The organism is Amycolatopsis sp. NPDC051061 (assembly GCF_040682935.1).
Classification (GTDB): domain Bacteria; phylum Actinomycetota; class Actinomycetes; order Mycobacteriales; family Pseudonocardiaceae; genus Amycolatopsis.
In genome coordinates this window covers 306,434-321,813 of the sequence record NZ_JBFBBZ010000003.1, presented here as the reverse complement: position 1 = coordinate 321,813, position 15,380 = coordinate 306,434, and the positions used below count along the sequence as shown (strand labels likewise).

Sequence of the window (15,380 nt, the reverse complement as noted above, 5' to 3'; positions counted from 1 at the left end):
TGATCCAATCCTGAAGACGTTCTCGCCGTGTTACGCCGCGGCACGGCTCCCGCCGGCACTGGAGCGCAGATGCGTCGACGCAGACCTTTTTCCCGAATGTCCGTTTTACTGGCCCTGACAGCGATCTCGACCGGATCCCTGGTCGCCGCCGCGGGGACCGCCCAAGCCGCGACGCCGCTGCCCGCGCACGTCTTCGCGCCGTACTTCGAAGCCTGGACCGGCGAGAGCCCCGCCGCGCTGGCCCAGCAGTCGGGCGCCAAGCACCTCACGATGGCCTTCATCCAGGCCGCCACCAAGGGTTCCTGCACCGTCTACTGGAACGGTGACACCGGGATGCCGATCGCGAACTCCACGTTCGGCGCCGACATCGCCACGCAGGCGCAGCTGTGGGGGATGGTCGGGATCACCGAGATGATCGGCGTCGACGACTTCGGTCCGGCCGAGACGTTCACGACCGCCGACGCGGCCACCGTCTACAACTGGGCGGTCTCCAAGGGCATCAACGAGCTGTCGTTCTGGGCCCTGCAGCGCGACAACGGCAGCTGCCCCGGCAGCGGCGCCTCGGACAGCTGCTCCGGCATCGCCCAGGACACGTGGTTCTTCAGCCACGCCTTCGAGCCGTTCACCGGCGGCACGACCGTGCCCGGCAACGACTTCTCCCTCGCCGCGAACCCGTCCTCGGCCGCCCTCGACCCGGGCGGCTCGGCCACCGCGACCGTCGGCACCGCCGTGACGTCCGGATCCGCCCAGCAGGTGACGCTGGCGGTCACCGGGGCGCCCGCCGGCGTCACGGCGTCGGTCAGCCCGGGCTCGGTGACCGCCGGCGGCAGCGCGACGCTGTCGGTGAGCACCACGTCGGCGGCGGTCCCCGGCGTCTACGCGCTGACCGTCACCGGCACCGCGGCGTCCGCGAGCCACAGCGCCACGTTCACGCTGACCGTGAAGGGCACCCCACCCGCGGGTGGCGTCGTCAACGGCGGCTTCGAGTCCGGCGCGCTGAGCCCGTGGAGCGCCGCGGGTGACGCGATCGTGGCCACCCCGGCCCATTCCGGGACCCACGCGCTGCAGGTGGTGCCGACCTCCTCGGCCACCGGTGAGGCCGCGCAGAACGTCACGCTCGCGCCGAACCACGCCTACACGCTCAAGGCGTGGGTGCAGGGCAGCTACGCCTACGTGGGGGTCCGGGGCGGCGCCAACGCCAGCACGTGGACCTCGAGCAGCGGCTGGACGCAGCTGTCGGTGCCGTTCACGACCGGCGCGTCCGGCGCGGTGACGGTGTACGTCCACGGCTGGTACGGCCAAAGTGCCCTCTACGCCGACGACGTCACCATCGGCTGAGCCTTTCGGCGGTGGCCCGGTTGCGCAGTGCGGAGGTTGGCCGGGCCGCCGCGAGCCGAAACACTCGCGAGGGACGATCTTTCGCCCTCACGAGGAGGACTTCGATGCCGCACATCCCGCTCGACCCGCAGCTGCCGGGCATTTCCGCGCTCTTCGCCTACCGGCCGGAAACCGCGGCGCCGCTCGGGCAGCTGGCCCAGGTCCTGCTGCGCGGCCCCAGCACCCTGACCGTCGGCGAGCGCGAGCTGATCGCGACCGTCGTCTCCAACGGCAACGAATGCCGGTTCTGCACCGGCAGCCACGCCGCCGCGGCGGCCGAGACCATCGAAGGCGGCCGCGCGGTCGTCGACGCCGCGTGCGGCGGAATCGACGACGCCCCTGTGTCGGCGAAGCTCAAGGCGCTGCTGCGGATCGCCCTCGCCGTGCGCGAGACGGGCCGCGCGGTCACCGACGAGCTGGTCGCCGCCGCCCGCGCCGAGGGCGCGACCGACACCGAGCTGCACGACACGGTGCTGATCGCGGCGTCCTTCTGCCTGTTCAACCGGTACGTCGACGGCCTGGCCACCGTCGTGCCGGACGACCAGGCCGTCTTCGACCAGATCGGCAAGCAGCTGGCCGCGAACGGCTACGCCCGCTAGGGCACCAGCACGATCCGGCCGGGGCGGCGCCACGCGGCGCCGGCTTCGGCCAGCGGGACGCGCTCGTGGTCGACGGTGAGCGCCCCGGCGATCGCGTGCTCCACCACCGTGAGGAGCGCTTCGCGGCGGCGGCCGGTGTCGAGTTCGTTGTTCGTGTAGCCGTGGATGTGCAGTGACCTGCTGCGCAGCACGGCCGAGGACACCGGGCACTCGTCACCGGCGGCGCTGCCGAGGTTGACCAGCCGCCCGCCCGGGCGCAGGGTGCGCAGCGCCGCCGCGGCCGGGATCCCCGACACCGGGTCGATCACCAGGTCCACCGGGACGTCACCCAGCCGCCGCGCCAGCGAGTCGACGTCGTCGTCCTCCGCCAACCGCACGACGGTGTCCGCGCCGAGCCGCCCGGCGCGCTCCACCGCGGCCGCCGACCGCGCGCACGCGACGACGTGCCCGGCCCCGGCCACGCGGGCCAGCTGCACCGCCGACTGGCCGACCACACCACCGGCACCGAGCACCAGCACGGTCTCGCCCGGGACGAGACTTCCCTTCCAGGTCAAGCACATCCACGCCGCCACCGCCGACAGTCCGAGCGCCGCGACCAGCGCGTGGTCCGCCCCGGACGGCAGGACCACGAGATCATTGGGAGCGACGACGGCGTACTCGGCCATGCTGCCGTCCCCGGGCCGCATACCCGCGGTCGTGGCGAACCAGACCGCGGTCCCGGCCGGCTCGGCCGGCGTCGGCCGCGTCAGTACCCCGACCCCCTGGACTCCCGGCACGTACGGCGTCTCGGGCCGGCCGAAGTAGGACGTGCCGGACGCGCAGAGCAGGTCGAGCGGGGTGATCGGCGCCGCCGTCACCCGCACCGCGACCTCATCCGCCCCGGGCTCGGGCACCGGCCGGTCGGCCACCACCGGGGAACCGCCCGCCGCCCGGATCTCCGCCGCGCGCACCGGCGTCAGACGGGCTGCAGCACGAAGTCGTAGCGCGCCTCGAGCCACGGCTCGGCCGACTCGCCACCGTCGGGCGTCGGCCCGGGGTCCCGGGGCTCGAAGGTGACGACCAGCTCCTGCTTGGTGCCGAACACGACGTCGCTGTCGAGGTACTCGGCGCCCTCCTGGAACAGGTGGGTGATCAGCGGCTCGTAGCCGGCCGCGTTGATCAGGAAGTGCACGTGGGCCGGGCGGAAGTGGCTGATGTCGGTGGCGCCGATGAGCTCGCCGACCGGGCCGTCCATCGGGATCGAATAGCCCTTCGGCGCGATGGTGCGCAGGCAGTAGGTCCCGTCGGCGCGGGTGGCGTACTTCGCGCGCAGCCGGGCCTCGTCGATGTCCGCGATCTGCGACTCGTACGCGCCTTCTTCGTCGGCCTGCCAGACGTCGAGGATCGCCCCGCCCACGGCAGAGCCGTCGAGGCCGGTGACGGTGCCCGTGATGTAGAGCGGCGTGCCGGGCAGGCCATCGGACATGTCGCCGCCGAACTCCTGCTCCGGCGACCCGTCGATGTGGAACGGGCCGAGCACGGTCGCCGGTGTCGCCTTGGCGTCGAAGGCGTGGTTCATCTGCACGACCAGCATGCTCAGGCCGAGCACGTCGGAGGCGAGGATGAACTCCTCGCGCTTGGCGTCGCTGATCTGCCCGGTCTCGGTCAGCCACCGCATGGCGGCCATCCACTCGGTCTCGCTGAGGCGCACCTCGCGGGCGAAGGCGTGCAGGTGCCGGACGAGGGCGGCCATGACCTCCGCCGTGCGCGGGTCGTGCGCGCTCGCCCAGCGCTGCGCGGCGAGCTCGGTGATGTTGTCCTCGGTGACGAGCTGCATCGGCGTTCCTCTCAGCGTTGCGGGTCCGGCGGGACCGGCTGGTTGTTCAGGTCGACCGACAGGAAGATGTCGTTCGCGACCGGGTGGCGCAGCTCCTCGGCGAGCTGGCCGATGAGCCCGGCGGTCCGGGCCAGCAGCGCGAACCCGCGCAGCAGCTCCAGCGGCAGCCCGAGGTCGGCCAGCGCGGCGCCGCAGACGCCGGCGCCGTTGAGCGGCAGTGTCTTGCCGAGCACCTGCGGGTGCACGCGGCCGATGGCGGCGAACAGCTCCAGGTGCGGGCCGCGCAGGCCTTCTTCGGCGGCGATCTCGAACAGCCGCCGGGTCCGCGGGTCGCCGTCCTTGTGCACGTGGTGCCCGAGTCCGGGGACGAACTTCTTTTCGGCACGGCGGTTTTCGACGGTCTCGAGCGCGAGCGCGTCCCAGCCGGCCTCGTCCGCCGGTGTGCTTTCGGTGGCCGCGAGGACATCGTGCAGGAACCGGCCGCAGTCCTCGGTGACGCCGAGGAAGCGCGACCCGCCGCCGAGCAGGCCCGCGGCGAGCGCGCCCTGGACCGAGTCGGGCGCGGACAGGTACGTCAGCCGGGTGACGATCGCGGTCGGGGTGAAGCCGTGGTCGGCCAGCGCCGCCAGCACCGCCTCGAAGACCCGGGTCTCCCCTGGGGACGGACGTCGTTGCGTCGCCAGCCAGAAGGCCAGCTCGCCGAACCCGACGGTGCCCATGACGTCCTCGGCGAGATCCTGGCCGAGGAGGGTGATCTTGTCCTTTGTGGACGATCCGAGCGCTGTTTTGTAGACGGGATCAGTGTAAGCGGGGTCAGTCATCCGTCGCCTCCGTGAGCCAGGCGCGCAGCTCGGCGCCGTGTTCGTCGAGCTCCGGCGGAGGCAGCCGGTAGGCGGCCGGGGTCGCGGAGAACCGGATCGGGTGGCGGGTCGTGGGGACGGCGCGATCGCCGTCGCCGACCTCGACGATCGGGTCGAGCCCGAAGCGTTCGGCCATGGCGAACCCGCCGTCGATGGTGTTGATCGGTCCACACGGGACACCGACCTTCGTCAGCGCGTCGAACCACTCGACCGCGGTTTTGGTCTTGAGCCGTTCCACCAGGACCGGCCGCAGCTCCTCGCGGTTCTTCGTGCGGTCGGCGTTGCGGGCGAACCGCGGATCGTCCGGCACGTCCGGCAGGTTCAGGACCTCGCACAGCCGGCGGAACTGCCCGTCGTTGGCCGCGGCGACGATCAGGTCGGCGTCGGCGGTGGGCAGCGGCTCATAGGGGAAGACGCTGGGGTGCGCGTTGCCCATCCGGTAGGGCACCACCCCGCCCGCGGCGTAGGCCGAGCTGTGGTTGACCAGCCCCGTCAGTGCCGAAGACAGCAGGTTGACCTCGACGTGCTGGCCCGCGCCGGTCGCGTCGCGGTGCCGCAGCGCGGCGAGGATGCCGATCACCGCGTGGTTGCCCGCCATGACGTCGAACACCGAGATCCCGGCCCGGTACGGCGGGCCGTCCGGGGCGCCGGTCAGGCTCATCAGCCCCGAGATCGCCTGCACCATCAGGTCGTAGCCGGGCACGTGCGCGCCCTCGCCCGAGCCGAAGCCGCTGATGGAGGCGTAGACGCTGCCGGGGTTGGCCGTTTTGACGGAGTCGTAGTCCAGGCCGTACTTGGCGAGGCCGCCCGGCTTGAAGTTCTCGATCACCACGTCCGCGCGGGCCGCCAGCTCGCGGGCGAGCGCGGCGTCGGCATCGGCGCGCAGGTCGAGCGCGATCGAGCGCTTCCCGCGGTTCACGCCGAGGTAGTAGGTCGAGACGTCCCCGCGCACCGGCGGCATCCACGTGCGCGTCTCGTCGCCCTGGGGTCCTTCGACCTTGACGACCTCGGCGCCCATGTCCGCGAGCAGCATGGTGGCGTAGGGCCCGGCGAGCACCCGGGAGAAGTCCGCGACCAGCAGCCCGGACAGCGGGCCGGCTGCGCTGTGGTCCACCCGGATCCTCGCTTCCTGTCCGTCTGACGGACTATTGTCCGCAGTCTCCCCGCCAGCGCCGTGGCGGTCAAGACACCGCGGGCACGGTCACGTGCGGGACGTCGTGCGACCGCGCGAAGTCGGCGCTGATCTCCCCGGCGGTCTGCAGCAGCAGCGGCAGGTGGTGCTCCAGCAGCCGCTCCACCGGCGTCTCGGCGGCGTGGCAGTTGACGTTCACCCCGGCGATCACCCGGCCCGAGCCGTCCCGCAGCGGCGCGGCCACCGAGCGGATCCCCAGCGCGAGCTGCTCGTCGGTGAGCGCCCAGCCGCGGGCGCGGACCTCGCGCAGCTCGGCGTCGCGCTCGGCCCGCTCCGGCTGCCAGCGCGGGACCAGCCCGGAGCGGGTCGGCTGAGCCAGCACCGCGTCCAGCTCCGCCGGGGCCAGCGCGGCGAGCTGGACCTTGCCCAGCGACGTCGGCAGCGCCGGGAACCGCGTGCCGATCTGCACGCTCAGCCCGACGATCTTCGGCACCGCGACCCGGGCGACGTAGACGATGTCGGAGCCGTCGAGCTGGGCGATCGAACACGATTCGTTCGTGCGCTCGACCAGGCGTTCCAGGTGCGGCCGGGCGATGTCCCACAGCCCCATCGACCGCACGTAGGCGACGCCGAGGTCGAGCACGCGCGGGGTCAGGGCGTAGCCGCGGCCGCCGGCGCGGACGTACCCGAGCTCTTCCAGGGTCAGCAGGATCCGGCGCGCGGTCGGGCGGGCCAGTCCGGCGGCCGTGGCCACCTCGGCCAGCGTCATCTCCGGCCGGTGCGGCCCGAACACCGTGATGACCTCGAGCCCGCGCGCCAGCGCTTCGATGAAGTCGGGACCCGTTCCCTCGCGTGGCATGCGCGACCTCCCTCTGCAGTCCTGCCCGCAGCGTAGCGGCGGGGATGGACGGGGATTGACACCGGCGCGGCACTGGGCAAAGGTGACTGCACCCCACGAGTGTCCGTACAGCGGACGAGTGTACGCAATCGGAGGCAGCGATGTCCGAATCGATCGTCCTGCGCGGCGGTACGGTGCTGACCCTCGACGACGCCCACCGGGTACTGCCCGGCGAAGACGTCCTGGTCACCGGCGACCGGATCGCCGCGATCGGGCCCGCGCTCGAGGTCCCGGCGGCCACGACCGAGATCGACGCCTCCGGCGGCATCGTCATGCCGGGGATGATCGACACGCACCGGCACCTGTGGCAGACCGCGATGCGCGGTTACGGCGCCGACTGGACGCTGACCCAGTACTTCGTCTGGTACTACCTCGAATGGGGCAAGGTGTTCCGCCCCGAGGACATCTACGCGGGCAACCTCCTCGGCGCGTGGGAAGCGCTCGAAGCGGGCGTCACGACCACCGTGGACTGGTCCCACGGCCTGCGGACCACCCAGCACGCCGACGCGGCGGCCGACGCGCTCGAAGCCGTGCCCGGCCGGTTCGTCCTGGCCTACGGCAACATCCAGGACGCCCCGGCGACGTGGACCGCCACCCCCGAATTCCGCGACTTCGTCTCCCGCCGCACCGGCGGCGACCTGGGCTTCCAGCTCGCGTTCGACGTCACGGGCGAACCGGCGTTCCCGGAGAAGCCGGCCTTCGAGGTGGCGCGCGAGCTCGGCGTGCCGGTGACCACCCACGCCGGCGTCTGGGGCGCGACCGGCGACGACGGCATCAAGCTGATGCACGACCACGGGTTCATGACCCCGGAGACGATCTACGTCCACAGCGCGTCCCTGGCGGCGGACTCCTACCACCGGATCGCGGCCACCGGCGGGTCGGCGTCGGTCTCGACGGAAAGCGAGCAGAGCGCGGGCCAGGGCTACCCGTCCACCTGGGCGCTGCGCCAGTACGGCATCCCGGTGTCGCTGTCGATGGACACGTCGGTCTGGTGGAGCGGCGACCTGTTCTCGGCGATGCGCACGACGCTGGGCGCGGACCGCTCGCGCGAGCACCTGGAGGCGCACGCGAAGGGCGAAACGGTGACGCACGCGGCGCTGCGGGCGGAGCAGGTGGTCGAGTGGGCCACCCGCGGCGGCGCGGCCGCACTGGGACGCTCGGACATCGGCAGCCTCGAGGCCGGCAAGAAGGCGGACGTGGTGCTGCTGAAGAACGAGCACTCCCCGGTGTCGTTCCCGCTGCTCAACCCGTACGGCCACGTGGCGTTCCAGGCCCAGCGCGGCGACGTCCACACGGTCCTGGTCAACGGCCGGGTCGTGAAGCGCGACGGCCGCCTGGTGGACGTGGACCTCCCGGCGGTCCGGCGCCAGGTGGAGTCGACCGTCGAGCACCTGCGCGGGCAGCTGGGGGAGGAGGCGTGGCTGAAGGGCATGAACCCGGACGTCCCCGAGGCGAAGATCCTCGACAACCCCTACACCTACACCGACTACCAGAGCGACACCACCCACGGCGGCTGAGCTAGCGTGGCGCGGTGGTCCAGGTCTTCATCCAGCCCGCCTACGGCACCCCCGATGCGCGCCGGTACGGCGCGGAGTCGCTCGAGAAGACCGTGGACTTCCGCGCGCACGCCGACCTGCTCGACCCGGCCGACCTCGCCCGCCTGAACGCGCTGCACGCGAGTGGCCGGGCACGGTTCTGGGGCGCCAAGGACAAGTACGACCGCCGGATGGACACCGTCACCACCGGCGACATCGTCCTGTTCACCGGCCGCAAGCACGTCCAGGCCACCGCCGAGGTGGGCCACGGCTTCCGCAACCCCGCCTTCGCCCGGCGCCTGTGGAACCCGGACCCGGGCAAGTGCCTGTTCAGCAACGTCTACAGCCTGCGACGCCACCGGCGCGCCGGGATCCCGTACGAAGAGATCTGGGCGCTGCCCGGCTTCACGCCCGGCGACAACTTCATGGGCCTGCGGTTCCTCGACGAGCCGAAGTCGGCCGCGATAATCGGCTTGCTCCGCTCGTAGAGTCGGATCATGACGTCACGTCCCTTCGCGCCGCAGACCGAACCGGCCGTCCTCGAAGACCTCCGCACGCGGCTGCGGGCGACCCGCTGGCCGGACGCGCCCGAGGACGCCGGGTGGTCGGCCGGCACCGACGTCGCCTACCTGCGCGAGCTCGCCGCCTACTGGGCGGACGGGTTCGACTGGCCGGCGCGGGAAGCCGAGCTGAACGCCATCCCGCGGTTCCGGGTCGCGGTGGGCGGCCACGACATCCACTACGCCCACGTCCGGGCCGCGAACCCGGCCGGGCCGGTGCTCCCGCTGGTGCTCACCCACGGCTGGCCGGACTCGTTCTGGCGCTACACCAAGGTGATCCCGCTGCTGACCGACCCCGGCGCGCACGGCGCCGACCCGGCCGACGCCTTCGACGTGATCGTCCCGGACGTGCCCGGCTTCGGGTACTCCTCACGGCCCCGGGTCCCGCTCGACTCGATCGCCGTCGCCCGGCTGTGGGCCGAGCTGATGGACGGGCTCGGCTACCCGCGGTTCGGCGCGGCGGGCGGGGACATCGGCAGCCACGTGAGCCGCTACCTCGCGCTCGATCACCCCGACCGGGTGGTGGCGGTCCACCGCACGGACGCGGGCCTGCCGATCTTCACCGGCGACCCGGCGGAGCTGACGGCGCCGGAGCGCGACTGGATGGCGACCGTGGCGGACTGGGGCGCGGCCGAGGGCGCCTACGCGGCGATGCACCGCACGAAGCCCCAGACCGCGGCCGCCGCCCTCAACGACTCCCCGGCCGGGCTGGCCGCGTGGATCGTCGAGAAGATGCAGTCCTGGAGCGACGGCTTCCGCTTCACCGAGGATGAGATCCTCACGAACGTCACGCTCTACTGGCTGACCGAGACCATCGGCTCGTCGATGCGGATGTACCGCGCGAACGCGGCGATCCCGCCGGCCCAGCTGGCCCGCCGGGTGGAGGTGCCTTCCGGCTTCGCGCTCTTCGCGGGCGACATCGTCCGGCCGCCGCGGGCCTGGCTCGAGCGGACCGCGAACACGGTCCGCGTGACCGAACCGGCGCGCGGTGGGCACTTCGCGGCGTTCGAGGAACCGGAGCTCTACGCGCGGGAGCTGAGGGAGTTCTTCCGCCCCTACCGACGGGCCGCCGGGTGAGCGGTTCGGCTGGGCGCCCTCAACAGCTCGAGTGCATCTTCAAGCACGCGATGTCGTCCCACAGCGCCACGTCGAAGCTCGCCCACGCGCGGAACCGGTAGCGTTCCGCGCTGCTCGGCAGGGCCCGCACGAACTTGCGCCAGTCGCCCTCGACGGGGTGCTCGGTGGTCAGCGAACCGAGGATCGCCCCGGTGGCGTCGCACAGGTCGACGTGCCAGATGACGAACACCGCCCCGTCTTCGCCGCCCGACACCGTGGCGTCGAAGGTGGCGGTGCCGTCGGGGGACAGGGTCCACCGGGCGCCCTCGGCCATCGTGCAGATCCCCTGCGTGATCCGTCCCCAGGTGTAGGCCCACGGCGTCCAGCCGGTGAGCGGCTCCGCCGCGGCGCTCGCCGTCGCCAGGATGACCGTCGGGTCCATGCTCACGCACCTTTCCGCATCCGGGTCAGCGGCCCGGCGTCGCGGGCAGCGCGAGTGACAGGGCGAGGGTGCCGTCGAGGAACATGAGCCCGCGCTCGGCGAACCGCCGGAACGCGCCCTCGACGGCGGAGACCGGCACGGCGAGACCGAGCTCGTGGTGCACGGCCTTGGCGGTGCGCGGCCGGTCGACGCAGGCGAGGTAGAGATCGGCGAGGGTGTCGTGGAAGGTGTGGGTGCCGCGGCTCTCGGCGTGCCGGTTGTCGTAGATCTGCAGGAAGCCGGGGGCGCACCGGTAGACCAGCACCGGCGGCGAGCCCGCCTCCCAGGCCGCCTTCCACGCCGCGACCGCTGTCTGCAGCGGGGCGTAGACCTCCGCGGGCAGCTCGTCCTCCGGTGCGTAGTCGAAGAAGTAGGCGACCCGGTCGATGTCCACCTCCGCCGGGTAGACGTGGCGGTAGCTGGCCTCCGGCTCCCGCGCCCGCAGCGGGAACCGGCCGGGCTGGGTGAACAACGGGCTGAACCGCTCCAGCCACAGCCGTTCCGCACCGGACGGTGGCTGGAGGTGGACCAGGTGCGGGACGACCGCCGCCTGCGCGGCGTACTCCCCGGCCGGCTCGCCCGGGAACCCCCACAGGATGTTCCAGCCGACGGTGATGCCGTAGTAGCGGGCCCAGCGCAGGAGGTTGACGTTCTGCGCGGCGCGGACCCCCTTGTCCATCAGCCGGAGCACCGCGGAGCTGAGCGACTCCAGGCCCGGCTGCAGCTGCGTGACGCCCGCTTCGGCGAGGAGCTTGAGCTGGGCCCGCGTCAGGTTCGCCTTCACCTCGTAGAAGATCTCGTACTCGCGGCCGGTCTCGGCCAGCGCCGGCAGCAGGTGCTTGAGGTAGCCCGCCTCCATGATGTTGTCGACGGCGTCGAACCGGAAGGTGCGGTGGCGGCGCGCCTGCTGGTCCAGCTCGGCGAGCACCCGGGCAGCCGACTTGGCGCGGAAGCGCAGGGTGGTGCCGTTGAGCCCGCAGAACGTGCAATGGTGCTTTTCGCCCCACCAGCACCCCCGGGCCGACTCGAACGGGATCGCGACGTGGTCGGTCGGCAGGCCGAGCCGCGCCGCCCGTTCGAAGTACTCGCCGTAGTCCGGCACCGGCAGGTCGTCGAGCCGTTCGTGGGGTGGCTCGGCGGGGGTGACGGCGACCTCGCCGCCGACCCGCCGCGCGACACCGGGGATCCCACCCGGGTCGGCACCCTCGGCCAGTGCGCCCAGCAGGCGCGGAAAGGCGACGTCACCCTCGCCGAGCACGGCGAAGTCGACGCAGTCGACGGACCGCACGAGCTCCCGGCCCATCTCGCCCTCGAAGTTGGCCCCGCCGAACACGGTGACGACGTCCGGATCGCGGGCCTTCAGCAGGCGCGCGAGCGCGAACGACGCGGTGTTCTGCTGGAAGGTGGAGCTGAAGCAGACCACCCGGACGCCCGCCAGCTCCTCGGCGATCGCGTCGAGGTACGCGGGAACGTCCTGCTCGCGCGTGGCGAGCAGGCGCTCCGGCCCGTCCAGGTAGGACAGTTCGTCGCCGAGTTCGGCGAGCAGCTTCCCGTCGGGGTCCGGCGCCGCCTCGCCGAACGCCGCGACGGAGAAGAGCCAGTCACCGATCTGGCGGCCGCGGTGCTCGGCGAGCCGCCGGTAGTGGTCGAGGCCGATCCGCACCGCGAAGTCGAGGTTCGCGTGCAGGGTGCGAACGGGGAGTCCGTGCTGCCGTGCGATCGCCTTGAGCAGCCCGAGCTGGATGGACGGCCGGTGGGCTTCGCGCAACGGCATGGACACGAGAACCACCGACGGCGTGGTCATGGCGTGGTGTGCGATCGGATGGAGTCGCCAGCCGGCTGGATGGAGGTGTGGGATCGGATGGAGTCCCCAGCCGACTGGATGGAGGAGAATTGGGCCACGAGGCCGGGAACGAAGTGGACGGACGCGTCGGTGCCGGGTCCGTACTCCTTGAGCACCGCCACTTGGTCCGGTGTGAAGGACCCCTCAAAGCCCTTTTCGAGTTCGCTGGCGCGGGTGGTCAAGATCCAGGCGAGGAAGAGGCCGGCGTGCACCAGGTCCCGCTCCGAATCCGTCAGACCTGGGTCGGTCACCGCCCTCACCTTCTGCCAAAACTTGACAAAATCTACCGATTCCTCTTCGGACATGGGATTTCCTCCTGTTCGGTGACTATCCACTGTGTACTTTGGCCAGTCTCGTGCGCACCTCGTCGGCGTCCGGGTGGGCGAGGCGCGCGAGGATGTCGTGGGCCCGCTGCCACCCGGCCCGGGCGGACTCGACGTCGCCGAGGTCGCGGCGGAGGTTCGCGAGGTCGATGAGCATCCGCGCCTCGATCACCAGGTTCCCGTTGCGGTGCACCAGTTCCAGTGCCTTCTCGTAACAGGCGACCGCCTCGTCGTGCTCGCCGAGCTGCTGGTGGGCGTAGCCGATGCTGTGCCAGCTCTGGGACGCGCCCATCTGGTCGCCGAGCAGCGTCTGCAGGTTCAGGGCCTGCCGGCAGTACTCGACGGCCGACGCGTGCTTGCCGAGCAGGGTGTGGAACCAGCCGACCGCGTTGAGCGCCGTCGCCTGCCCGGCCTGGTGCCCGGCCGCGCGGAACAGCTCCAGGGCCTGCTCGGCGTGGGTGAGCGCGTCGGCGACGGCTCCCTGCCGATCGAGCAGCCACGCGAACTGCCGGTGCGCGTAGGCCTGCCCGACGACGTCGTCGCTCGCGCTGTACAAGGTCAACGCGGCTCCGAAGTCGTCGGCGGCTTCGGCGTGCCTGCCGAACCGGACTCGCGTCACGCCCAGGTGCAGGTGCGCGAAGGCCTGCTTGCGCTCGTCCCCGAGCCGACTCGCCGCCTCCAGCGCCGCCGTGAGCACCGCGCTCTCGTCGTGCCAGTGCCCCCGCATCGCCAGGAACCGCTGCATCGACCACGCCAGCTCCCACACCCGCGCGTCGAACCCGGGGTCCTCGCGGACGGCCTGCAGCAGCACCCCGTGCTCGGCCTCGAACCAGGACAGGGCCTGCCCTTGGTCGACGATCCGTTCGGCCTCGGCGCCCGCCGGGAGCGGGGTCAACGCGGGCGGTACCTCGAGGCGGGGATCGATGAACCCGTCGGCGTGGTAGGCGGTGTGGGAGTAGTGGCCTAGCACCCGGTGGACCGCGGCGTCGCGCTCGGCGCCGGACTCCTCCTCGTGGGCCAGTTCGGTGGCGTACGCGCGCAGCAGGTCGTGCACCGTGTAGCGGCCGGGAGCGTGCTCGGCGATCAAGTGCGCGTTCGCCAGCTCGGACAGCAGCGGCCGCGTCCGGCCGGCGGGCAGGCCGGCGAGGCTCGCCGCCGCGCGGGCGCCGAGGTCGGGCCCGTGGTGGAGCCCGAAGAGCCGGAACAGCCGGGCGGCCGCGGGGTCCAGCCGCAGGTACGACCAGGAGAACACGGCGCGCGCGTCGGTCACGGGGTCGGTGCCGGCGAACTCGTCCAGGCCGCCGCGCGAGTCCCGCAGCTGGCCGGCCAGTGCGGCGAGGCTGAAGGCGGGATAGGTCGCCGCGCGCGCCGCCACCACGGCCAGCGCCAGCGGGAGACGCGCGCACAGGCCGATGATCTCCGCCGCCGCGGCGGGGTCCGCCGTCATCCGCTCGGCCCCGATCCGCCGGCGCAGCACAGCGTGCGCCTCGGCGTCGTCGAGCAGGTCGACGACGAGCGGGTACGCGCCCGCCGTCACCAGGCCGGCGAGCTGGTCGCGGCTGGTCACCACCACCACGCTGCCGGGCGCGCCGGGCAGCAGCGGTCGCACCTGCTCGGCGTCGCGGGCGTTGTCGAGCACGACCAGGACGCGCCGGTTCGCCAGCAGCGTCCGGTACAGCCCGACCTGTGCCTCCAGCGTGGTGGGGATCCGTTCACCCGGCACTTCGAGCGCTTCGAGGAACCCGCGGACCGCGCCCGCCGGCGGCATCGGTGAGCCGGTCGGGTCGAACCCCCGCAGGTTCACGTACAGCTGGCCGCCGGCGAACTGAGGGGCGACCGAGTGCGCCCAGTGGACGGCGAGGGTGGTCTTGCCGACCCCGGCGGTGCCCGAGAGGATCACGATTCGCGCGGCGGGGGACGGCCCGCCGGTCACGTCGTCGAGCCGGCGCAGTGCGCTCTCGCGGCCCGCGAACCCCGGGGTGTCGGGCGGCAGCTGGGCCGGCGCGGACGGAGTGGACGGCGGGGGCGCCGTCGAGGCCGGCAGCTCGCCCCGCAGGATCGCGGTGTGCAGGGCGCGCAGCTCGGGGCCCGGGTCGGTGCCGAGCGCGTCGGCGAGCCGCTGCCGGACGACGGCGTAGCGGCCGAGCGCCTCGGCGTCGCGGTCCGCGGTGTGCAGGGCGCGCATGAGCAGCGCTTCGAGGGGTTCCGCGAGCGGGTACTCCCCGGCCAGATCCGCCATCGTGGCGATCACCGGGCCGGGGTGGCCGAGTCCCAGTTCAAGCTCGCCCCAGCGCACGGCCGCCTCGAGCCGCCGCCGGTGCCAGGTCGCGCGGACCTGCTCGGCCCAGTCGCCGTGGATGCCGGCCAGCGGCGGGCCCCGCCAGGCGAGCAGCGCTTCGTGCAGCGCCGCGGCCCGCTCCGCGTCGGTGCGCAGAGTGTCGTTTCCCCGTTCGACCAGGTGAGCGAATCGGTGCAGATCGACCGTGCCGGGATCGATTTCCAGCACGTAACCCGCGGTTCGCCGGGGGAGCCCGGCCGGTTCGCCGGTCAGTTCGGTAACCCGTTTGAGCAACAGCCGTATTCGGCTCAGGTGCGAATACACCACATTGCGCGCTTCGACCGGCGGATCTTCGCCCCAGATCCGGTCGACGAGAGTTTCGATCGGAACCGGGCGCCCGGCGTCGACCGCGAGTGCCGCGAGCACGGCCTGCTGCCGCGGCGTCCCGACGTCCAGCGGCTTTCCCTCGACACGGAGCTGCACCTCCCCGAACAGCAGGAACTCCATGCGGCGGGCTCCCCGTGATCGACACGTCACGACCGGCCCAGTCGATGCTGCTCGCCCCGCAAGGTCTCTGCAAGGTCGGCGAGCAGGGCGTGGCGAAATCGTGAACCCGGGAAGA

Annotated in this window: 14 protein-coding genes; 5 read left to right on the top strand and 9 right to left on the bottom strand. The window is 72.6% G+C overall.

Features of this window, described 5'->3' with window-relative positions:
• Positions 1–96: 96 nt before the first annotated feature.
• Together AB0N03_RS06165 and AB0N03_RS06160 are read left to right on the top strand one after the other, a co-directional pair.
• Entirely contained in the window at positions 97–1,338 is a 1,242-nt protein-coding gene (locus AB0N03_RS06165; RefSeq protein ID WP_364366180.1) for a carbohydrate binding domain-containing protein, read from the top strand.
• Between the two features lie 104 nt (positions 1,339–1,442).
• Positions 1,443–1,976 carry a carboxymuconolactone decarboxylase family protein gene (locus AB0N03_RS06160; protein WP_364366177.1) on the top strand — a complete coding sequence of 178 codons (534 nt, stop codon included), beginning with the start codon at positions 1,443–1,445 and terminating at the stop codon, positions 1,974–1,976.
• Here the strand turns inward: AB0N03_RS06160 and AB0N03_RS06155 are convergent.
• The 5 genes from AB0N03_RS06155 to AB0N03_RS06135 all read right to left on the bottom strand — a co-directional run bounded on the left by AB0N03_RS06155 (position 1,973) and on the right by AB0N03_RS06135 (position 6,643).
• Positions 1,973–2,926: a zinc-binding alcohol dehydrogenase family protein gene (locus AB0N03_RS06155; protein ID WP_364366174.1), complete on the bottom strand. Its 954-nt coding sequence runs from the start codon at positions 2,924–2,926 to the stop codon at positions 1,973–1,975. The two genes, AB0N03_RS06160 and AB0N03_RS06155, sit on opposite strands and share 4 nt — an antisense overlap.
• 5 nt (positions 2,927–2,931) lie before the next feature.
• Positions 2,932–3,792 carry a dioxygenase gene (locus AB0N03_RS06150; RefSeq protein ID WP_364366171.1) on the bottom strand — a complete coding sequence of 287 codons (861 nt, stop codon included), beginning with the start codon at positions 3,790–3,792 and terminating at the stop codon, positions 2,932–2,934.
• Between the two features lie 11 nt (positions 3,793–3,803).
• Positions 3,804–4,613, bottom strand: coding sequence for a citryl-CoA lyase (locus AB0N03_RS06145; RefSeq protein WP_364366168.1), 810 nt, complete (start codon positions 4,611–4,613; stop codon positions 3,804–3,806).
• Complete coding sequence (locus AB0N03_RS06140; RefSeq protein WP_364366165.1) at positions 4,606–5,766, bottom strand: CaiB/BaiF CoA-transferase family protein; 1,161 nt, start codon at positions 5,764–5,766, stop codon at positions 4,606–4,608. Before AB0N03_RS06140 ends, AB0N03_RS06145 begins: the two co-directional genes overlap by 8 nt.
• A 67-nt stretch (positions 5,767–5,833) precedes the next feature.
• Complete coding sequence (locus AB0N03_RS06135) at positions 5,834–6,643, bottom strand: IclR family transcriptional regulator C-terminal domain-containing protein (protein WP_364366163.1); 810 nt, start codon at positions 6,641–6,643, stop codon at positions 5,834–5,836.
• 140 nt (positions 6,644–6,783) lie between these two features.
• Between AB0N03_RS06135 and AB0N03_RS06130 the strand changes: the two genes are divergently transcribed.
• From AB0N03_RS06130 to AB0N03_RS06120, 3 genes are read left to right on the top strand one after another with little or no spacing between them, the layout of a single operon-like run.
• Positions 6,784–8,199, top strand: a complete 1,416-nt coding sequence (locus AB0N03_RS06130; RefSeq protein ID WP_364366161.1) for an amidohydrolase family protein — start codon at positions 6,784–6,786, stop codon at positions 8,197–8,199.
• Positions 8,200–8,213: 14 nt separating this feature from the next.
• Positions 8,214–8,705, top strand: a complete 492-nt coding sequence (locus tag AB0N03_RS06125) for a hypothetical protein (protein WP_364366158.1) — start codon at positions 8,214–8,216, stop codon at positions 8,703–8,705.
• A gap of 9 nt (positions 8,706–8,714) precedes the next feature.
• Positions 8,715–9,854 (top strand): epoxide hydrolase, encoded by a 1,140-nt coding sequence (locus AB0N03_RS06120; RefSeq protein ID WP_364366155.1) that lies wholly within the window; start codon positions 8,715–8,717, stop codon positions 9,852–9,854.
• A gap of 19 nt (positions 9,855–9,873) precedes the next feature.
• On the opposite strand, the gene AB0N03_RS06115 is transcribed toward AB0N03_RS06120, so the two are convergent.
• The 4 genes from AB0N03_RS06115 to AB0N03_RS06100 are packed head-to-tail and all read right to left on the bottom strand — an operon-like array spanning position 9,874 to position 15,265.
• Complete coding sequence (locus tag AB0N03_RS06115; protein ID WP_364366152.1) at positions 9,874–10,275, bottom strand: DUF6294 family protein; 402 nt, start codon at positions 10,273–10,275, stop codon at positions 9,874–9,876.
• Positions 10,276–10,300: 25 nt separating this feature from the next.
• The gene (locus AB0N03_RS06110; protein WP_364366149.1) at positions 10,301–12,118 is read right to left on the bottom strand and encodes a RiPP maturation radical SAM C-methyltransferase; all 1,818 of its coding nucleotides are present in this window, start codon (positions 12,116–12,118) and stop codon (positions 10,301–10,303) included.
• Positions 12,115–12,462, bottom strand: a complete 348-nt coding sequence (locus AB0N03_RS06105) for a hypothetical protein (protein WP_364366146.1) — start codon at positions 12,460–12,462, stop codon at positions 12,115–12,117. Before AB0N03_RS06105 ends, AB0N03_RS06110 begins: the two co-directional genes overlap by 4 nt.
• Positions 12,463–12,484: 22 nt before the next feature.
• On the bottom strand, positions 12,485–15,265 hold the full coding sequence (locus AB0N03_RS06100; RefSeq protein WP_364366143.1) for a BTAD domain-containing putative transcriptional regulator: 2,781 nt from the start codon (positions 15,263–15,265) through the stop codon (positions 12,485–12,487).
• Positions 15,266–15,380 lie beyond the last annotated feature (115 nt).